General features: G+C 58.0%; 15 protein-coding genes. 10 read left to right on the top strand and 5 right to left on the bottom strand.

Translation table 11 applies throughout. The features are described from left to right. Positions 1-174 precede the first annotated feature (174 nt). From Pan181_RS25440 to Pan181_RS25430, 3 genes are all read left to right on the top strand, one after another. Positions 175-4,650, top strand: a complete 4,476-nt coding sequence (locus Pan181_RS25440; protein ID WP_145251756.1) for a tetratricopeptide repeat protein — start codon at positions 175-177, stop codon at positions 4,648-4,650. Positions 4,651-4,755: 105 nt separating this feature from the next. Further along, complete coding sequence (locus tag Pan181_RS25435) at positions 4,756-5,928, top strand: tetratricopeptide repeat protein (RefSeq protein WP_145251754.1); 1,173 nt, start codon at positions 4,756-4,758, stop codon at positions 5,926-5,928. A 236-nt stretch (positions 5,929-6,164) separates the two neighbouring features. Continuing rightward, the gene (locus Pan181_RS25430) at positions 6,165-6,824 is read left to right on the top strand and encodes a hypothetical protein (protein ID WP_145251752.1); all 660 of its coding nucleotides are present in this window, start codon (positions 6,165-6,167) and stop codon (positions 6,822-6,824) included. Between the two features lie 109 nt (positions 6,825-6,933). Here the strand turns inward: Pan181_RS25430 and floA are convergent, their stop codons facing one another. Further along, positions 6,934-7,887 (bottom strand): flotillin-like protein FloA, encoded by a 954-nt coding sequence (gene floA / locus Pan181_RS25425; protein ID WP_231943894.1) that lies wholly within the window; start codon positions 7,885-7,887, stop codon positions 6,934-6,936. 465 nt (positions 7,888-8,352) lie between these two features. Here floA and Pan181_RS25420 point away from each other — a divergent pair, with 465 nt between their 5' ends. From Pan181_RS25420 to pheT, 5 genes are all read left to right on the top strand, one after another. Further along, complete coding sequence (locus Pan181_RS25420; protein ID WP_197529316.1) at positions 8,353-9,471, top strand: DUF1559 family PulG-like putative transporter; 1,119 nt, start codon at positions 8,353-8,355, stop codon at positions 9,469-9,471. Between the two features lie 982 nt (positions 9,472-10,453). Beyond that, complete coding sequence (rpmI, locus tag Pan181_RS25415) at positions 10,454-10,657, top strand: 50S ribosomal protein L35 (protein WP_145251746.1); 204 nt, start codon at positions 10,454-10,456, stop codon at positions 10,655-10,657. A 177-nt stretch (positions 10,658-10,834) separates the two neighbouring features. After that, positions 10,835-11,188, top strand: coding sequence for a 50S ribosomal protein L20 (rplT, locus tag Pan181_RS25410; RefSeq protein ID WP_145251744.1), 354 nt, complete (start codon positions 10,835-10,837; stop codon positions 11,186-11,188). Between the two features lie 33 nt (positions 11,189-11,221). Then, on the top strand, positions 11,222-12,277 hold the full coding sequence (gene pheS / locus Pan181_RS25405) for a phenylalanine--tRNA ligase subunit alpha (RefSeq protein WP_145251742.1): 1,056 nt from the start codon (positions 11,222-11,224) through the stop codon (positions 12,275-12,277). A gap of 99 nt (positions 12,278-12,376) precedes the next feature. After that, positions 12,377-14,419, top strand: a complete 2,043-nt coding sequence (gene pheT, locus Pan181_RS25400; RefSeq protein WP_145251740.1) for a phenylalanine--tRNA ligase subunit beta — start codon at positions 12,377-12,379, stop codon at positions 14,417-14,419. Here the strand turns inward: pheT and Pan181_RS25395 are convergent. Further along, positions 14,416-14,760 carry a hypothetical protein gene (locus tag Pan181_RS25395; protein ID WP_197528710.1) on the bottom strand — a complete coding sequence of 115 codons (345 nt, stop codon included), beginning with the start codon at positions 14,758-14,760 and terminating at the stop codon, positions 14,416-14,418. The two genes, pheT and Pan181_RS25395, sit on opposite strands and share 4 nt — an antisense overlap. Before the next feature lie 737 nt (positions 14,761-15,497). Continuing rightward, positions 15,498-15,740, bottom strand: coding sequence for a hypothetical protein (locus Pan181_RS25390; protein WP_145251736.1), 243 nt, complete (start codon positions 15,738-15,740; stop codon positions 15,498-15,500). 59 nt (positions 15,741-15,799) lie between these two features. Here Pan181_RS25390 and Pan181_RS25385 point away from each other — a divergent pair, with 59 nt between their 5' ends. Then, a complete protein-coding gene (locus Pan181_RS25385) occupies positions 15,800-16,741 on the top strand; it encodes an IS5 family transposase (protein WP_145244898.1) in 942 nt (313 codons plus the stop codon). A 10-nt stretch (positions 16,742-16,751) separates the two neighbouring features. Here Pan181_RS25385 and Pan181_RS25380 read toward each other — a convergent pair whose 3' ends face one another. Next, a complete protein-coding gene (locus tag Pan181_RS25380; protein WP_145251734.1) occupies positions 16,752-17,615 on the bottom strand; it encodes a hypothetical protein in 864 nt (287 codons plus the stop codon). Between the two features lie 8 nt (positions 17,616-17,623). Further along, on the bottom strand, positions 17,624-18,688 hold the full coding sequence (locus Pan181_RS25375) for a hypothetical protein (protein ID WP_145251732.1): 1,065 nt from the start codon (positions 18,686-18,688) through the stop codon (positions 17,624-17,626). Between the two features lie 150 nt (positions 18,689-18,838). On the opposite strand from Pan181_RS25375, the gene Pan181_RS25370 reads away from it, so the two are divergent. Continuing rightward, complete coding sequence (locus tag Pan181_RS25370) at positions 18,839-19,786, top strand: C-terminal binding protein (RefSeq protein WP_145251730.1); 948 nt, start codon at positions 18,839-18,841, stop codon at positions 19,784-19,786. Positions 19,787-19,792: the final 6 nt, after the last annotated feature.

The following is a 19,792-nucleotide window of genomic DNA, read 5'->3' as shown; positions in this document are numbered from 1 at the left end:
CGGCCTAGCAGCATGTAACTCCTCGATGGAACGGTTCGGTTGTGTCGATCGGCACCCACGCCTGTATCGCCCGGCCGAGGCACCAGCTACCATTTTGATTGTTTTTCAGCGCTCAGGCTGTTTACCCAGTCGACCGCTAACGCACTTCTACTACCAAGTATTCGGGATAACCTGATGCAGCGCTATCGCGTTAATTACACCTTGTTGGTCGGTATTTTAGTAGGCTCCGTCGTGGCCGCAGGTGCCATCTACGGTGTCTGGCGTTGGCGAATGACCGGCAATGCCAGCAACTTGCTCGACCGCGCCGCGACGGCCAAGGAAGAGGGCGATATTCGCAAGGCCATTTCGATCTACAACACCTACCTCGACTTCAAGCCGGAAGACGAGGAGATCCTGGTCGACCGCGCGATGCTCTACGTCGACTACGCGAACCAGTTGGTGGAAGAGAAAGAGTTCTACGAGTTCAGCAAGATTCGGAATGTGATCTCCGACGCGCTGTTCAAGTTCTCGGGCCAGGACGATCTGCGACGCCATTATCTCGATCTGCTCTGCTCTCCGGAGCTGGAGCCCTATTTTGCCAAAGATTCGCTCGACCAGATCAAGATTCTGATCAATAAGAGCCCGGAGGATCAGGAATTGCTCGAGCGGCAAGCTCGCTGTCTGGTCTACAACAAGCAACCGCGCGAAGCAGTCGAAGTGTTCTACAAGTTGGTTGGTTACAACCCCAAGACGGAGAAGTTCTCTGTCGAAGAAGCGATTGCTCCCAACAACGCGAAGAACTACGCGATGCTGGCTCGTACGCTGAATCGCGATTTGGACAATACCAAGCTGGCGATGCGAGTCGAAGAGCAGATGGTGCAGGTCAATCCCGATTCGGCCGACGCTCAGCTTGAGTACGGGATGTATCTCGGGTCGGTAGACAAAGGCGAAGGATCCGATGCCGACTATGGCCAAAAAGCCTCCGATGCTTTGCAGAAGGCCTATAAGCTAGAGCCCACCAAACCCGAAGTGCTGCTCGCCCTGGCCGAAGAGGCCCTGCGCAACGACGACTCGGAAACCGCAGAAAAGTACCTGAAAGAAGGTCTGCAGAGCGACACCGACCTGGCCGTGTTCTACGCCCAGTTGGCTGCCATGGAAAGCAGCAAAGGCAAGCATCAGGCTGCCTTGGAAGAGATTGAAAAGGGTCTGAAAAAAGTTAGCGAGAATGGCAAGCTGCAGCTGTTGCTGGCGAAGATCGATGTTCAAATCGATTCCGGCGACCTCACCGGCGCTCAAGCCACGGTCAACGAGTTTGAGAACGAGGCCAAGATGCAGAGCCCCCGGCTCGAATTGCAGAAAGCTCGACTGCTGGCCGCCAAAGACGAATGGTTGCCTGCGAGTAAAGCCTTGGAAGATGTTCGTTCGAAGCTGGTGGGCAACATCCGTCTGCAACTGCAGGCCGATCTGTTGCTCGGCATGGCCTATCAGAAGATTGGTTACGACGAAAAAGCCTACGAGGTCTTCAAACGCCTGGTGAATCAGTTCCCTGGCAACAAAATGGCCCTCGAGATGCTTCGCCAGGCCGAACGCCGGTTAAAGGGTGGCATCGCCGCCTCGGCGACAGCCGCGAGCAGCTTTGATGAGCGGCTCAAGGCCGAGTTGGCCAAAGACGAAGCCAGCCAGAACTGGAATGCCTTCGATCAGTATGTGCAGAAATGGTGTGACGACAACGATCGGACCGAAGTGCAGCGAAAGCTGATCGAGGCCCAAGTGCTTGTGAGCCGCAAAATGTACGCCGAGGCTCGTGGTAAGCTTCGCGAAGCGTATGAAATGGCCAAAGACGATTTGTCGGTCCAACGAGCAGTGGTGAAGTTGGTGGCGGTCGATCCCGAGCGGGGTCCCGAAGACGCGCTGCTGCTGCTTGATCGAACCATGAAGAACTTTGGTGATCAGCGACTGCTGCGGCTCGACCGCGCCGATTTGTACATGGCAATGAACAAGGAGACCTTGGCCGACGAGCTGATGTCGCTGACCGAAGGAATCGATGGCTGGAAAGATAGCGACCAAATCGAGCTCTGGAAGGGGATCGCTACTCGGCTGATCCGTGCCAAGCTCCGCGACGAAGGCGAGGCCGCCTGGAAGAAGGTGGTCGAGATGAGCCCGAACGACCTGCCATCGTTGATGCAGGTGTTTGAGCTGGCCGCTAGTCGCAACGACGATACCGCCATGCAGCAAGCCCAAGAGCTGCTGCTGAAAGCTGCAGGAAGTAAGGACGACCCGACCTACGCGTTTACCGAAGCGGTTCGCAATGCAGCGAAGTACCGGAATGATCCGAAGAACGAGAAGCTGAAAGAAGCGGCTTTCCAACAAGTGAAACTCGCCTTGCAGGAGCGTCCTGATTGGAGCGATCCCTACATCGTGCGTGCTTCGGTAAAGATGCAGGATCGTGACTTCCTGGGAGCCCTGGAAGACTATCGCGAAGGTTTCAAGCTTGGTCGAGGCAATGCGGCTGCCTTGGTGCAATACGTCAAGCTGTTGCAAGCTCAAGGCAATTACAAGGAAGCCTTGGATCAGCTGGAGCCTTATGGAGCGAGCGTCAGCGTGTTGCTGATCGGTCGCGACTATCCTCAGCTGTTGTTCCGATCAGGCAAGTTCCGCGACGCAGCCGAGGCGGCTGAGCGGTATGCGACCTCTGGCAAGGGACCGGAGAGTGCCAGCGTGCAACTCTGGTACGGTCAGTTCCTCGAAGCCCTTTCGGGCTTGGGGCTCGTTCCCGAAGAAGTCCGCAACGAATCGCGTGAGAAGGCAGGCGAAGCGCTGGCCAAGGCGGTGGAGTTGAATCCCGATTCGGCAGCTACCTGGATGGCTTACATCAGTAACCTGCTAGTGAACAGCGGCCGACTCATGGCGGAAGCCAACGACCTGGAAAAGAAGAGCGGTTCCGAGACAGAAATCAAGAAGTTGCGAGAGGAAGCCGCCGAATTGCGGAGCGTCGCTGAGTCGTCGTTGCGTAAGGCACAACTCACGCTGGAAGAGGATCAGCAAGCCCTGCTCGTTGCTCGTAGTTACGAGAACATGGGTCGCTGGTTCGATGCCGAGAACACCTATCGTCTGGCCTACGAGCAAAATCCCAATGCCGACGATCTCGCCAAGCAAATGGCCTTGTTCTACATGAGTCGCCGTTATCCGCTGCCAGATGGCAATGCCAAGGCGGTTTCGCTGATCAACGACATTCTCGAGCAGAACAACGAGGATCCCGAGTCGGTCTCCAAGCAAAATGCCAACTGGGCTCGCCGAGTCGCGGCTCGTATTTACGCTTCGACCGGTAGCTACCAGGACTCTCTGAAGGCGGAAAAGCTGTTGGCTTCGAATGCCGAAAACAAAACGCTTTCGGTGGAAGACAAACTAGAAATGGCCAAGCTTCTGGCCGGACGTCCCGAGCCTGTTTCGCGGAACAAAGCGATTCGCTTGCTGGAAGAAGTACAAGCCCAGCAACGTTTGACGCCCGACATGGATCTGATGCTCGGCAAATTGTACTTCGCGGTCGGCAACTGGCCAAAGTGCCGCGACCACATGATCTCGGTGCGTACGCGTTATCCCGATGCATTCGCGGTGCGTGACACTTACATTCGCATGCTGCTCGATCGTGGTGGTGATAGCGACCTGCGAGATGCCGAAGATCAGCTTCGCCAGTTGCAACGCATTGCTCCCACTTCGTTAGGCACCTACGAACTGGCTTCGATGGTGTACGATCGCGTCGGGAAGAAAGCGGAAGCCCAGCAAGCGGTCCGCAAGATGTTGCCCAAGAATATGGAGAATCTGCAGGAGAACGAATATCGTCTGATTGCTCGCATTGCTCAGCTGCTTACCGCGATGGACGATTTGTCAACGGCCGAGAATCTCTTGAAGTTGTTGGTTTCTCGCCCCGGTGCCTCGCTGGGAGATCAACTGGCGTTCGTCCAGTTCCTGGGCGTGCATCGCGACGCGGATAAAGCCTTCAGCATGCTCGACGAAATGGCCAAAGATGATACGTTGGTCGCAGTAGCCGAGTCGGGCATCAGCATCGTTCGTGCCCGTCGCAGCGAACTGCAGGACAAGTACGATGCCCAGATCGTAGGTTGGCTCGATCGTGCCGATCGTGAAGATCCCGGGGCTATTCCCATTGCTCTGGCTCGCGCCAGCCTGCTCGACGTGCAAGGCAACTACGAGCAAGCTGCGAACATCTATCGCGAGGTGCTGAAGAAAGATCGCCTGCAGGGTCGCCCCAAGGCGGCAGTGCTTAACAACCTGGCTTACTTCCTGGCCCTCGGCGCCGCGAAGGAGCAATCGCCCAACGAGGCGGTGAAGTTCCTCAACGAGGCGACCGAAATCATGGGCCCCACGTCCGACATTCTCGATACCCGTGCATGCATCCTGATCAATCGGGGTGAATACCAGAAGGCCATCGACGACATGGAATACGCGGTAACGGACAAGCCGACTGCGTCGAAGTACTTCCACAAGGCCTTGGCCCACATGGGGCTCAAGCAGAATAGCGCCGCCCTGGCGGCCTGGAACAAGGCCAAAAAACTCGGGCTCGATCGAGACTCGGTAGGCCAGCTCGAGGCCGACAAATACGACGAAATGGCCGCGAAAATCGCCAAACTCGAAGGGCGTAGCGGGGACCTGTAGTTTTCGCTTCGCTACGACTTCTGGTTTGTACTATGGCCAGCCCGCGATTAACATAATGGATTGCAGGCGTGGATCTGTTACATTCCATTCGCAGAGGATTATCCGGTGCGTAGCTATAGTTATTTCTGGGGTTTGGTTGGTGGATTGGCTGTGATGGCTGGTTCGGCGGTTGCACAGCAGTCGTCGGATACCTCGGCTTATGCCACCGGAGCAGGCGAGTACTTCGCTGGACGTTTCGACCAAGCCGCTGTGCACCTAACCGAAGCCATCGAGCAGGCCCCTGAGGATCCCCGCGGGTACTACTTGCGGGGACTCACCTACCTGGCCCAACAAGACTTGAAGCAAGCCCAGGCCGATTTGGCCAAGGGTGCCCAGTTGGAAGCCAGCATGGGTAGTTCGTCGCCACTGGTGGATCGATCGCTCGCGTCGGTGCAGGGCCAGGCCCGCATGACCCTCGAACGCATCCGTCGTGCTGCCCGCGATAGCGCCAAAGTGGCCGAGCGTCGGGCCGAAATGGAAGCCATCAAGCAAGCCCGTGAAGCGCGGGAAGCCAAGGTGCTGCGGACCGACTACCAGTTGCCGATCGAAGCTCTGGCCAGCCGCCTGACCTTATCCCAGGCGCGGCAAGTCGCGGTGAAGTCGCAAGCCGACGGCACCGAGGCCATGGTCGCCGAAATGAAGGACGACGCGGATCCAACCGCCGTGGATAATCCCTTTGCCGACGACGCCCGTACCAACGTGGTGGCCGATTCGGCCTCGCCGTTCGGAGATTCCGACTCCAGCGCTGCTTCGACTGGTTCGGACAATTCGGTCGACGTTCCTGAAGAAGCCCGCGGGTCGATGACCGTCGGTGGTTTGTTTGGCATGTTCCGTGGAGCAGCCAGTCGCAAGGTGCAAGAATCGACCGGTACGATCATGGGAGCCCTTCCAGTTGGGATGGGGCCTGGTGGTATGGGCCCCGGAGGGATGGGACCTGGTGACTTCGGCGATGCTGGCGGTTTCCCCGCTGGTGACGATGGTTTTCCGATGGAAGGCTCCGGCTCTCCTTTCGACGAAGCGTCGCCATTTGACGAAGCCTCGCCCTTGGACGAGGATGCGGCGATGGACGGGCAAGACTCGCCCTTCGGCATGACCGACGACGAAGGCATGAATGCCGACGAGTCGGAAGACGAAGAAGAAGAGGCCGATCCACGCCTCCGCGAGTCGAATCCAGGCACGCCGATGCAGTTCCGCCCTGCGGCTCCCGGCAATCGCGGCCAACTACAGCGCGGACGCTAAAGTCGCTAGGGATTGTAGCGATTACTTCGCCTGCAGCGGGCGCGATGTACGCCCCATTCGAGTGGCCTCGACCATTCGGCCATGGTATGTTGAACCAGCGGGCTCGCCCCCTGGTGCTTGGCAGCAGTCGGAGTGTGGGCCCCATGATTAAGGGCTCGCGCGCTGGGCGTTGCCTGCCGACAAGCCCAGGCACTTTCCCATGCTACGATCCAACTTTACTCGCAACGGCGATTGTCATGATGGCATCCACTCTTGTTTCCCCGTTCCGCATCGTATTTCCCCTGGTTTGCGGGCTTGGTCTGCTGGTTTTCACCGGATGCGATTCGGAATCCGACTCGTCCACTCCCGTCGCAGTGCAGGAAGTGAGTCCCCAAGAGAAGTTCGATCGCGTACTCGATAAACTTCGCGAACAACTGCAAGGCACCGGCCCCCGCCACCACACGATCCACGATAGTGCGGGATCGGGGATGGCCACGATTTCGTACGAAATCGAAGTCACGGAGACCGTCGACTCGGTGATCGAACCAGGCAAGCCGTTGAAGGCAACCATCGAGGTCACGCAGAACACCAGCTACTCGTCGCTGCGAACCGAATCCAGCGATGACGAAGCGGAAACCGAAGAACCCGATCAGTCGCCTGTCGATCCGTTGGAGTCTCTGGGAAAAGAAGAGAAGGACTTGCTCGGTGACGATTCGATCGGAGAGGAATTCTTGAAGCCGACGAGCCCCAAGTTGGACCTCCCCCGGGCGATTACCAAGCCGATTGAGCGCAGCAAAACGGTTACCTACCAGTTGATCTTCGAGAACAACCGCTGGCGGATGGCGGTTCCTCCCTCGAAAGACTCGCTCGACTCCACGAATCTGGCGATGCAAATGGCGCTCGATCGCCAAGGCTAGAGCGTATTAAGAGTCGCCCATCCAGGCTAATTGTCTGCGATTGTGGGATGAGCGTCCGACGTGGAAGTTCACGCACAGGCAGCCTGCACTCCGTGCTTAACGCTAGCGATTAGCCAGCAGACCCGTTGCCCGAAGGCCCGGTCGTTTGCAGGGTGCCGCGGCGGAACGCTTCGGCCATGGCCATCGGCACTTCGGCTTCGGCGAGCAGCACGTTCGCCCGGTTGGCTTGCACTTGGGCCTTCATCTCTTGCTCGTGGGCAATCGCATCCGCCCGGCGTTGTTCGGCCCATGCGCGGGCCTTGCGGGTGTCGGCCTCGGCCTGATCGGCCTGCAGACGCGCCCCGATTTGCTCACCAACATCGATGTCCGCGATGTCGATCGACACGATTTCGAACGCGGTATGGGCGTCCAATCCGCGGTTGAGCACCGCTTTCGAGATGCGATCGGGGTTCTCCATCACCTGCAGGTGATCCTGGGCCGAGCCGATGGCGGTAATGATGCCCTCGCCGACGCGGGCGATGATCGTCTCTTCGGTGGCCCCGCCGATCAGTTGCGAAAGGTTGGTTCGTACGGTCACCCGAGCGCGAATCTTGAGTTCCACGCCATTTTTGGCGACCGCACTCAGGGTGGTTTTGGTGGAGTTGCTCGCGTCGGGGCAGTCGATCACCTTGGGATTCACGCTGGTTTGCACCGCATCTAGTACGTCGCGACCCGCCAGATCGATCGCAGCGGCCCGGTCGAAATCGAGATCGATATCGGCCCGGTGCGCGGCGATAATCGCCAGAATCACCCGCGGTACGTTGCCGCCGGCCAGGTAATGGGCCTCCAACCGGCGAATGGTGATGCCGGTGGTCGGATCGGAACCAACGCCCGCCTGCTTGGCGCGAATCATCGCTTCGAGGATGGTTTTCGGGTTCACCTGGCGCAGGCTCATGCCGACTAGGCTCAGCGGATTGATCGGCACATTCGACACAAACGCCTGAAACCATAGCCGCAGGTAGTTGTACGACATCGCCAGAACGGCCACGCCGAGTAGTAGGATGATCACCCCGATGATGATCATGATCGGCAGATTATCAAACAGGCTGGGGGCCTGTTGCGGGGGGGCCTGGGCCAGGAGCAAGGGCGCGATCGCTGGATTCATTGCAGATTAACCTGATTTCGATAGCATGCCGACGGTGGGGTCGAGCGGAGGGGACTAGGCTGGCCTGGACGGCCGGCGATTCCCTCGCATTTCCCGGTATTCTAGCGGGCACGGAAGGCCGCGAGAAGCACACGATCTCGAAACTCGGCCATCTGTCGCTGCTTTTTGTGGTTCGCAGCCAAACGCAATAAATTGGCAACCAGCGGACGAATACCATCGCTAGCAGGGGAGTCTTGCCCGGTTTTTGGGGTTTGGGCACCGATTGACTAGCCTTGGTGGCTATTATCGGGGATACTAAGAGACTGGGGCAACGTGCGACTGATGCGCCCGCTCGTCATCAGTTTCACCGTTTGTATACGGAATTTTAGAGGAGTAACCCTTATCATGCGCTTGCAGCACGTTACACGCCGTCCGGCAACTTCTGGTTTCACGCTCGTCGAACTGTTGGTGGTGATTGCCATCATCGGCATGCTCGTCGGTCTGTTGGTGCCCGCCGTGCAGGCGGCCCGCGCGCGTGCCCGTCAGAACACCTGCCTGAATAACATCAAGCAGATCAGTCTCGGGGTGATGAACTACGAGTCGAGTAAGAGTCGGTACCCTGGCTATGTCGAACCGATGAAGGCCGCTGGTGGTTCCGCAGGGGTTCAGTACCTCCGCTGGGAGCCAGGTAACAGCGGGCAGGAAAATGCTAGTTCGGGATTCGTCCCGGTCACCTCCGGCAGTAATCCTCGGCAACAATCGCTGGTTGCCTGGAGCGCTCACATCTTGCCCGAAATCGACCAACAAGCCGTCTACGACGTGATGGTCGATGGCACCATTGGTGACCAGCAACGATTGATCAGCCCGATCGATATCTTCCTGTGTCCCGACGATACCGATGTAATCTCGGTCGAAGGGGCTGCCGGTCTAACGTACAGCGCCAACACTGGTGGTTGGGACTGGGACGGCACCAACTTCAATGGTGTCGGTAACTCCAACCAAGGCGACTCGAAGGACAATGGGCTGTTCCACAACCAAGTTTACAGCAACATCAAGATGCGGATGAGCGGGCTTCGTGACGGAGCCTCGAACACGCTGATGCTTTCGGAAAATCTGAACAAGACCTTCCGGATGACTTGGTTCGGTGTCCCTGCTGGTGAGTTGGGCGAGCAGCAACTCGGCATGGTGTGGGTCGCGACGACGCAGCCGACCTACGACTGCAGCAACTACTACAGCCAGAAAGCTTTCAACGACGACGGTGGCACCGTGAATTGGCCGATCGATAGCCCTTGCTACGCACGCCCCTTCTCGGGACATCCCCGCGGAGTGTGGAACGCTTCGTTCGCCGATGGCCACGGCCAAGCCATTGCGGCCGATATCGACTACACCGTGTATCAGCGGTTGCTGACCACCCATGGTGCCAAGGCGATCGATCCAGGCGTCGGTGCCAACGAATCTCCCACCGACGAAATCGTATTGCTCCGCCAGCTCCCCATGCTGTCGTCCGAGGACTACGGTAACTAAAGGGGCAACTGAGCCCGCGTCGCACGACAAGATGTTTCCACAGAAAGCCGCGGAGCAAACGCTCCGCGGCTTTTTATCGTTGGGTGGGGGCGCCCGATGGTCGTAAGGTCTTCGTCAATCACGTCGGGGCAAGCCATTTCTGGCCCCCAAAGGATCGTCGCACAACACTCCTTGTCGTTGGCGAAAGGGAAAGTTCTACCCATCGACACCCGTTCCATCAGTCGAAGCTCAGCCAACTTCGAACGACTCGCAGAGTCGAGCTACGATCCGCCAAGCGAAGGCCGACGCTGCTCTTGTTTCACCTAGCCAGCCGATGCCTTCGGCTGGGCGCCAAGCCGTCTTGGGCTTCCGCAATCCACACGTTTTTCATTGGGAAATGGCCACCCGATCTGCTATAAACAGATAGTGTTCGGGTGTATATGCGGTAGGCCGACAGGAGTTGGTTGGTGGTCGATGGAATTGGCTTTTGCCCCCAGTAGAACGGGGGTGGGGCGAAATGATTTTGGGGGACTTGAGAGCAATGTTTGTAAGTCGATTGATAGTCGGTGGTTACGGCGACGAGGGATTTTGTAGAACCAAGAATAAAGCCCCCACGAATCGATTTCCCGCTTTTGGGGGCACAACCCAGCGGGGGCGAAGCCGGTTGGGTCCAAAGTCGGATGGAGATTGCCTCGGCTGTTTTCCGAATGGTTTTCGGAGCGGGCAGCCAGCCGCGCGAAGGCCGAGTGCATGCTGCAAAGCTGGCGAGAATAGGCAGTTTGTGCCGCGACCTGGTCCTCCAGTGGATCGGGGGGAATGCGGGGCTGAGCCCCCTTCCGTCCGTCGCTGGTTCTGCTACAATACGGGGCTCGCGGTGTGCCGTAAGGCCCGCCCCTAGGGTAATTGGAGCCATTATTTGCGATGGTTCTATCCGGTTCGTGAGGGCGTTTGGCCCGCGAACTGGCACACGATATAGCGTTCACATTCGAAGTTGGTGATCACCATGCCAAAGCAGAAGACTCACAAAGGTACCAAGAAACGGTTCCGCCTGACCGCCAAGGGCAAGGCGAAGCACCGTCAGGCAGGCACCAGCCACCTGGCCGCGCGGATGGATCAGAAGCGCAAGCGGAACCTGCGTGGTACCACGACCACGACCGATACCAATAGCAAGATTGTTGCCAAAGCCCTGTGCGGTAACAGCTATTAATCGAGAGCGATTGGTGCTAGCGACAGCCGAAAGCTTTTAGCTCGCCCCTTACAGCTCACCCACAAGCGAGTCGGGCTCGATAACGTTTGCTCTCTGGGAGCAAAGGCCTGGCGCTCGCAACACAGCAGTCGCTCTGGCGAACACGCCGGTTAGCGACAGCCACGAGGATTCAATTCGATGCGTACTACGAACGGAGCGGCACGTAACCGCAAGAAAAACCGTCTCTTCAAATCCGTCAAAGGCTACCGCGGTGGACGCGGCAAGCTGCTGCGAACCGCGAAAGAAACCGCCGTTCGTGCTGGTGCCTATTCGTTCCGCGACCGTAAGGTCCGCGCCCGCGAGTTCCGCAAGCTGTGGATTCTTCGTATCAATGCTGCTGTTCGCGAGCGTGGCATGCGTTACAGTGTGTTCGCCAACGGTCTGAAGAAGGCCAACATCGAGCTGAACCGCAAGATGCTCTCCGAGATGGCGATTCACGACCCCGCGATGTTCGACGCCGTGGTCGAGAAAGTGAAAGCCGCCTTGGCCTAAGCCTTTTCAGGCTGTAGCCGATAGCCAAGTGTCATGGCTCTGCAGGACTTCATCGCCGAACTGGATGCACTGGCCGCCGACGCCGAAAAAGCGTTTGCCGGGGCTGCCGATGCCGATGCGCTCGAAGCCGCCCGGGTGGAGTTTCTCGGAGCGAAAGCGGGTCGGCTAAAAGCAGTGCAAAAGGGGATGGGCAAGGTCGACAAGGCCGACAAGCCCGCCGCTGGTCAGAAGCTCAACGCGGTCAAACAGCAGATCGAGCAAGCGTTCGAAGCGGCCACCCAACGGGGAGCCTCTGCGGACGCTGGTGAGTCGAAAGATGCGTTCGACGTCACGCTGCCAGGTCGCCGACCACGTTTGGGTCGGTTGCACCCGATCACGCAGACGATCGATCGCATGAAAGAGATCATGGGCCGGCTCGGCTTCACCGCCGTGGAAGGTCCTGAGATCGAAGACGACTGGCACAACTTCGAAGCGCTGAACATACCGCTCAGCCACCCCGCCCGCGATCCGCTCGACAACTTCTATCTGTCGGTCGCTTCTGCGGCCGGAGCGAAGCGGAGCGATCAAGGTGCAGGCCCCGATGGCAAGCCGCTGTTGCTGCGAAGCCAGACGTCGACCGTGCAGATTCGCGTGATGGAGCAGACCGCTCCTCCAGTGCGAATCGTGTCGCTCGGGCGCGTCTACCGCCCCGACACGGCCGACGCTACGCACTATCCCATGTTCCACCAGATCGAAGGCCTGCTCGTCGACAAAGGCGTGACCATGGCCGATCTGAAGAGCGTGCTGCGGATGTTCTGCCAAAGCTACTACGGCGAGTCCGAGGACCTGCACGTGCGATTCCGCCCGAGCTTCTTCCCGTTCACCGAGCCGAGTGTCGAAGTCGACATCAACTGGCAAGGTGGCTGGATGGAAATCGGCGGTGCCGGCATGGTCGACCCGAACGTGCTGCGGGCGGTTGGTTACGACCCCGAAGAAGTCACCGGCTTTGCCTTCGGCATGGGCGTGGAGCGCATCGCCATGCGGCAACACAACATCACCGATATCCGCGACCTGTACACGAACGACGTCCGCTTCCTGGCGCAGTTCTGATCGGAGAGGTCAGGGTGCAGATGCTCAAGGCACACCGCCAGCGAATGCGAGCATCCGCCACCCAACACACTCGAATCTCTAGCCTCCGGCCTCGCAAAAATGATCGTTAGCAAAGATTGGCTCTCCGATTACGTCGACCTGAAGATGCCGCTCGATGAATTGACCGAGCGCCTCACGCTTACCGGGTTGAATCTCGAAGGGGTTGAGAGCATCGATGGCGACGACGCGATCGACCTAGAGGTCACCAGCAACCGACCCGACTGCCTGGGACACATCGGCGTCGCACGGGAAGTCTCGGTGCTCTGGGGCGAGACGCTCAAGAAACCCGATCCGCAGCCCAAAGCCACCGGCGCCAAGGCATCGAGTGAGATCTCCGTGGAGATCACCTGCCCGGAGCTCTGCCCGCGATACACCGCTCGTGTCATCAAGGGAGTAAAGATCGGTCCCAGCCCTGCCTGGCTGCAAAAGCGACTGCAGGCCCTCGGCTGCGGCATCGTGAACAACGTAGTCGACGTGACCAACTACGTGCTCTTCGAGTGCGGACAGCCTTTGCATGCGTTTGATCTCGGCAAACTCACCGGCGGCAAGATCATCGTCCGCGAAGCCCACGACGGCGAAGAGTTCACCGCCATCGATCACAAAAACTACAAGCTCTCGGCCGGCACCTGCGTCGTATCGACTGGTGAGGGGGCCGATACCTCACGGGCGGTTGCCCTCGGTGGAGTGATGGGGGGGGCCGACAGCGAAGTGTCCGACGACACGGTCGACCTGTTGATCGAAGCGGCCGACTTCGACCCGCTGTCGATCCGCACCACTGCCCGCGCGCATCACCTGCATAGCCCGAGTAGTTATCGATTCGAGCGAGGAGTCGATCCCGAGGGAGTCGATTGGGCGAGTCGCCGGTGCTGCGAGCTGATTCTCGAACTGGCTGGCGGCACTCTGTGCGAAGGCATGGTCGAAGCGGGCAGCATGCCCGAGCCAACCGGCGAGATCAAACTGCGGTTCCTGCAAATTCCGCGGCTGCTCGGCATCGAAGTGCCGGAGGCCGAAGTGCGGAAGATTCTCACCGACCTCGGCTGCACCGAAACCCACGCCTGCGGCGAATGCGTGAAAGTGGTTCCTCCCACCTGGCGGGCCGATCTTACCCGCGAGGCCGACCTGCTCGAAGAGGTCGCTCGCATTTACGGGTACGACCAGATTCCCGAAGACGTGGGAGTGCGGATGGCTCCGTCGCACCGCACCCGGCGCGACATCGTACTCGACCGCGTTCGGCGGGTGCTCACCTCGGCCGGCTTCGACGAAGCGCTGACCCTCAGCACGGTAGAGCCCGAGCTGGTGGAGCTCCACCGCCCGTGGACCGATCAGTCGCCGCTGGTTACCAGTACTCCGGTGCTGCGTCGTGCAAATGCACTACGCCAAAGCGTGGTGCCAAGCCTGCTGACCTGTCGCAAAACGAACGTGGCGATGAGCAATCCGGTGATCGAGCAGTTCGAAATCGCCCGAATCTACCTGCCGCAGCCAGGCAACCTGCCCGACGAACGACTGGTGCTCGCGATCACGAGCGGGCAGGAGTTCCTCGACGTGAAGGGTGTCATCGAAGCGGTGCTGGCCGATACGGTTGGCTCCGACGCCCAGCTAAGCGTTTCCCCCACCGCCGAGGCGAGCAGCACCTTGCTCGAGCCAACCTGCACCGGATGGCTATCGTTGGGCGAAACCAAACTGGGCTACGTGGCCCAGCTATCGACCGAGGGGCTCGACCGGTTCGACTTGCGTGGTCCGGTGACCGTCGCCGAAGTCGACCTCGGCCCGCTGCTCGATGCGGCCGCACTCATTCCACGTGCGACGACGCTCGTGAACTACCAGCCGATGTCGCGCGACCTGAACGTGGTGTTCGACGAAAAGGTGCTGTGGGCCGACGTGGCCGCGATCGTCGACGCCGAAGGGGGCGACCTGCTTGAGGCCGTCGAGTTCCAGGAAGTCTATCGCGACGAAAAGCGGCTCGGCAAAGGCAAGAAGAGCCTGCTCTGGAGCATCACACTCCGCAGCAGCGAAGGCACCCTCACCAGCGAGCAAGCCGATACGGTCCGCGACAAAATCGTCGACACCCTCGGCAGCAAACTAGGGGGCGAACTGCGAGCCTAGCCCCCCGCCCGCTCCCGCTCCGCGACCCGCTTACGCAGGTCGGTTACATATCGCTCAATCCCCTCGATCGACCACTCGCTGTCGGGGTGCTGGTAGAAGCTGCAGAACTCGAGCGCGGTGATATGCATGTCGCTCGTAAAGAGCTTGCCATCTCGGTACTCGGCAATTTGCACCGGGCCGGGGAAGGTGACTTGAGTCTTGTTGTCACCATAATAAGTTTGGGAGCCATCTTCATGCAAGTAAGAACTCGGGCCGTAAGCCATCTTGTTTAGCTGGACCGTGTGGTAAATATAAACGTACTCCACTAGTACGGGATCGCTTCCAAGTTGTGGGTTTGGCAAGAGTTTGAATAGGAGGAGTGTAGCGAAACCGGTACGGTTAAATCGAAGGACCGGCTCTGGTTGCTCACTGCTTAATGCTGGAATGGCTCCTGGTCTAGTAGGGAAATAGATCGGGTCCGTCAGATCTATATGTGTGGTCCATTGTCGTGCTCTTAACATCCGGACTTCAGAGCTTTGAAAGACGAGTGTCAGTACCATGGCCAGAAGTAAAATCAGGTAAAGTAGCGACCCCGTGCTGAATCTCGATTTAAGGGGATTCCATTGCACGAGTGGTGGAAGGAGTGAACAGTTATTAAACCATTCGCGGGTGGGTTGTTGCCTGCAAATGAGTAAAGCACCGAAAGCAACAAGAGAGGCAATGAGCGATTTCGGTGTATTCCACAGAATCGCCTTGGCATCGCCATAGTGCCCTTCAAGGACTGCGGTCCAGAAAGGAGGGAAGTCTTTAAGCGTCCACAGCAGGGCAATCACAAACACAACAACCGAGAGTACCGAAACAGACGCTCGAGCCCATTTTCGACGACGTAGCATGCCCCATCCCAAGGGGATCAGTAGCCCGCTTGAAAGTGGTAATAGGAGAAGATCGCCACCGATGTACCGAAGCCAGACCACGGTTAGCCAAAAAACTGCTATCGCAATGAGCGATAGCGCCATAACGCGTACCATCCACGGCATTCGCAATTCTTCGTCGTCGGGAGTGAGTTCGGTGGGTGAATTGTCTAAGCTCATTGCCGTTGCTACCTGTTGCCCCGCTCCGCGACCCGCTTACGCAGGTCGGTTACATATCGCTCAATTCCCTCGATCGACCACTCGCTGTCGGGGTGCTGGTAGAAGCTGCAGAACTCGAGCGCGGTGATATGCATATCGCTCGTCAAGAGCTTGCCATCTCGGTACTCGGCAATTTGCACCGGGCCGGGGAAGGTGATCCCGGAGGAGTCGCTATTGTGATATTCAAATGGCCTTGTTGAACAATTAGTCACAAACCTCCGTAAAAACTAACGTGGAATGGAACCACGTACCTTTTTTACGGAGATCGAACATGGCTACGAAAGAAAAACGAACCTACAAAGTCACGAACTGGAAGGAGTATAACAAGTCGCTCATCGAGCGTGGAAACATCACTATTTGGTTTAGCGACGAGGCGTTGGAGAACTGGGAACATCCTAACGACCAGACAAAAGTCGGTCGCCCTTTTGTCTTCAGCGATACGGCGATCGAGTGCTTGCTGACGATTCGCGAACTGCTGAAACTTCCCTATCGGCAGACTGAGGGATTCGGCCGCTCGCTGGTGGCGATGTTGGGCGTCGAGGCAGCGATTCCCAATTATTCTTCGCTCGCCAAGCGAGCCAGCAAGCTGAATGTTTCGCTCGATATCGCTAACAAGAGGGGCGACATCGATATCGTGGTGGATAGCACCGGCATGAAAGTGTTTGGCGAGGGCGAATGGAAGATGCGGACGCATGGCAAGTCGAAGCGGCGGACATGGCGGAAGCTGCATTTGTCGGTGAATCCTGACACCCGCGAGATTGTGGCGGAGATTTTGACCGAGAACAGTTGCCACGATGCCGATGCGGTTCCCGAAATGCTGGAGCAGGTGGAGCAGCCCGTAAAAAAGTTTCACGGCGACGGTAGTTACGACAAGTGGAAGGTTTATGAAGGGCTGGAATCCGAAGGCATTGAGCCGGTGATTCCGCCGCAGCACAACGCCAAGATCAAACAACATGGCAACTCTGCGGAGGAGCCTTTGCCCCGGGACGAGGCAATTCGTCAGATTCGACGCAAGGGGCGTAGGAGTTGGAAAGAGGAAGTGGGCTATCATCGTAGAAGCTTGGCGGAAACGACCATGTACCGAGTGAAACAAAGCTTTGGGAGCCATCTCAAAAACCGAGTATTCGAAAACCAACAAACGGAAGCCCGCTTGCGCTGTAAAATCATCAATCAATTCACCCAACTCGGGCTTCCACAGTTCGAGTGGAGTTAGTCAACAAGGCCTATTCAAATTGCCAGTCACTGCCATACTGTGAGGAATGCATTGCACCCCCTGGAGAAGGACGTACTTCGCCTTCGTTTGAAGAGTGAAAGAGTGCGAACCCCAATTCTGCAGGCTCTCCAGTCAGCGATTGATTCGGAACGACCCAGTACTGTAACTGACGAAAACCGTGGTCTGGTGTCGTTTGTGTTGCTTCTGAATAGGAAGCAATGGTCAGAAGGCGCGAGAAACCTTTGGGGAAGTAGATCGGATCGTTCTGGTCAATACTCTCCGCCCAACGTTGAGTTCGCATGACTCGCAAGTAGGGATCACGCATGAGTGCCGCTGACGATATGGCTACCACGAGAGTTAGATAGAGTAACGTAGTGATCCGAAAGTTCCAGTGAAGAGGATTCCATACAACGAAAGGACAAATGGGTGGATTGTTTCTAAACCAATCGCGGCAGCTTACAGCTACTACGCTGAGGTGCACGAAGTACAAGATCAGCAGCGCACAGAGGATCGGTATCAAGTGGAGCTCTGCCAGCTTCTCCTGTGTCAATTGCGAACTCAGCAACAATTTTGCCAGCTCGATCACATAGTGAATGGTTACTAGTAGTGCCACCAGTAGATACCCAAACGAGAATATTGCGACGCATACTCTCGCCCAGTTCCGCCGTCGCAGTAAACTCCAGCCTAGCAAGGTCGAAATACCACCCCATACAAGCGGTGTCGTCTCTCTATTGGTCCAGTGCCACAATGCGCCAAGAGTCAGCCCACAAACGCCAGCCGCAATGAGCGATAACGCCGTAACGCGTACCATCAGCGGTGCTCGCTCCTCGGCGTTGTTGTAGGGGAATTCGGCGGATGAGGAATCAGAGTACATTGTAGTTGCTACCTGTTGTCCCTCTCCGCGACCCGCTTACGCAGGTCGGTTACATAACGCTCGATCCCCTCGATTGACCACTCGCTGTCGGGGTGCTGGTAGAAACTCCAGAACTCGAGCAGTGTGATGTGCATGTCGCTTGTGTAGAGTTTGCCATTGTAGAACTCAGCGATTTGACATGTACCAGGAAACGAGAGGGAGTCGCCCTGCTGGGATCGGAACGTTATCCTATCGGATTCATCGAGAGGAGAATTCCACGATCGTTCCAGATGCATTGTTTTGCGATTGGAATCCCATCGGTTGAACAATACAAACACTAACTTCGGCTGAACTTGGAAAGCATCGCCCTCAGTCATTTCGTAAAACAATTGGCACTCAATGCCAGAGGTCGAAGTTTTCTCGGAAGGTGCGTACGGGTTCGATAAGGTTAGTGGGGCAGCTCCCGCTGGAAAGTAGACCGGGTTGTTCAAGTCGATGGCCGCTGCCCAGCGAGCGACTTTCATCCGACGAATGCCAGGGTGATACATCGCACATACCAGGCAGATGGCCACGCCAAGTGTTACTAGCAGCAGAGATCGCAGCCGGATTCGCCAGCGATTCGGGGGCCACACGATGAATGGTGGCCGATTCGTCGCATTTTGAAAGTAGTCGAGCGTCTTTTGTTGTAGGAGGTGGTTCCAAAAAGCACCGGCTACTGCCGTCATCAATCCAAAAAATGCCACTGCATAGAGCCTTCGCCAGATACCGGTGAGACCTGGGTCGGGAGAGAGTTGAATGCCATCGCCGGGAACGAACAGTGTGAAGACAGTTCCGATAGCAAATAGGGGGAATAACAATCCAAATGCCCCAGAGACCCAAAAGCGAGCCCACTCTCGGCGGCGCAACAGTCCCCAACCCAGGAGCACAGCGGCGAAACTCAGGTTGAGGTTTAACCCGCGACCTGTTGCCAGGTCGAGCACTTGATCGATCATGCCGATAAAGCCGAGCAGTAGAAGTGCTCCCGCAATCAATCGCACGCCGAGCGGTGCTCGCTCGCTTTGCTGTGAATCGGTATTCGTGTTTTCTGGGGACATTCCTCCATTCTGACCACGGGGATCCTCGCGCGTAAAGCGTCGGATTGCGGGATTCCCGATGTTTGGCGAGGGTGTCGACTCCCCACCTTCGCGGATAAGATCAAGGAGAGCCAACTCCCGTTCCGTTCCCCCCTGCCCTCCCCTATAGCTATGCCCCGCGCGCTTTACACCGACTATCCCTGGCCGAACGCCGCACTTGAGCAGTCGATCCTTTCGCAGGTGGATTGCGAGGTGGTGGTCGCTCCGGCAGGTGACGAAGAGACCCTGATTCGCTTGGCGGCTGATGTCGACTGCATCATCACCTGTTGGGCGCCGGTGACTGCGCGGGTGATCGACGCGGCGAGTCACTGTCGCCATATCGCGCGGACCGGTATCGGGCTCGACAACATCGATGTTGCCAGCGCGACCGAGCGTGGCATGATCGTTACCAACGTTCCCGATTACTGCATTCCCGAAGTGGCCGAGCATACGCTTGCGTTGCTGTTCGCCCTGGGGCGGAAGATTCACGTCTACTACCAGCTAGCCCAAGCCGGCGAGTACAACCGCCAGGCTGGCATGCCGATGGAACGGATGGAGGATCAAACCGTCGGCGTCGTCGGCACCGGGCAGATTGGCTCACTGGTTGTCGAGCGGCTGGCCGCGCTCGGCATGCGGGTGCTGGCGAACAATCGCTCGCAGCAGGTGCCGGCTGGGTGCGAGTGGTGCCCACTCGAGCAATTGCTGGCCGAGAGCGATTACGTGCTACTGCTCTGCCCGCTGACCGACGAAACGGCCAACCTGATCAGCACGGCCGAACTAAAAACGATGAAGCCTACCGCGTTTCTCATCAATACATCCCGCGGTGGACTGGTCGACCATCAAGCGCTCGCCGAGGCCCTCGAGGCGGGCGAGATTGCCGGCGCGGGACTCGACGTGCAGGTGCCTGAGCCGCCCGATCTGTCGGTGCCGCCGTACAACGATCCGCGGGTGATTGTGACCCCGCATGCGGCGTTTCTATCGACTCGTGCGCTGCACGAATTGCGGTCGCGAGTCGCGCAGCAGGTGGTCGCGGTTTTCAAAGGCGAAACGCCTGAGTGCATTGTGAATGGCCCCACCTGAGTCTCG

The sequence above is a fragment of the Aeoliella mucimassa genome (assembly GCF_007748035.1).
Lineage (GTDB): Bacteria > Planctomycetota > Planctomycetia > Pirellulales > Lacipirellulaceae > Aeoliella > Aeoliella mucimassa.
The sequence above is the reverse complement of the archived record's forward strand: the minus strand, read 5'-3'. Positions and strand labels throughout refer to the sequence as shown.

Bases quoted from the DNA above. Each gene is read 5' to 3' on its own strand.
- floA (WP_231943894.1), bottom strand. From the start codon at position 7,887: ATGATCATCATCGGGGTGATCATCCTACTACTCGGCGTGGCCGTTCTG.
- rpmI (WP_145251746.1), top strand. From the start codon at position 10,454: ATGCCAAAGCAGAAGACTCACAAAGGTACCAAGAAACGGTTCCGCCTG.
- rplT (WP_145251744.1), top strand. From the start codon at position 10,835: ATGCGTACTACGAACGGAGCGGCACGTAACCGCAAGAAAAACCGTCTC.
- pheS (WP_145251742.1), top strand. From the start codon at position 11,222: ATGGCTCTGCAGGACTTCATCGCCGAACTGGATGCACTGGCCGCCGAC.
- Pan181_RS25385 (WP_145244898.1), top strand. From the start codon at position 15,800: ATGGCTACGAAAGAAAAACGAACCTACAAAGTCACGAACTGGAAGGAG.
- pheT (WP_145251740.1), top strand. From the start codon at position 12,377: ATGATCGTTAGCAAAGATTGGCTCTCCGATTACGTCGACCTGAAGATG.
- Pan181_RS25430 (WP_145251752.1), top strand. From the start codon at position 6,165: ATGATGGCATCCACTCTTGTTTCCCCGTTCCGCATCGTATTTCCCCTG.
- Pan181_RS25370 (WP_145251730.1), top strand. From the start codon at position 18,839: ATGCCCCGCGCGCTTTACACCGACTATCCCTGGCCGAACGCCGCACTT.
- Pan181_RS25380 (WP_145251734.1), bottom strand. From the start codon at position 17,615: ATGTACTCTGATTCCTCATCCGCCGAATTCCCCTACAACAACGCCGAG.
- Pan181_RS25440 (WP_145251756.1), top strand. From the start codon at position 175: ATGCAGCGCTATCGCGTTAATTACACCTTGTTGGTCGGTATTTTAGTA.
- Pan181_RS25375 (WP_145251732.1), bottom strand. From the start codon at position 18,688: ATGTCCCCAGAAAACACGAATACCGATTCACAGCAAAGCGAGCGAGCA.
- Pan181_RS25420 (WP_197529316.1), top strand. From the start codon at position 8,353: ATGCGCTTGCAGCACGTTACACGCCGTCCGGCAACTTCTGGTTTCACG.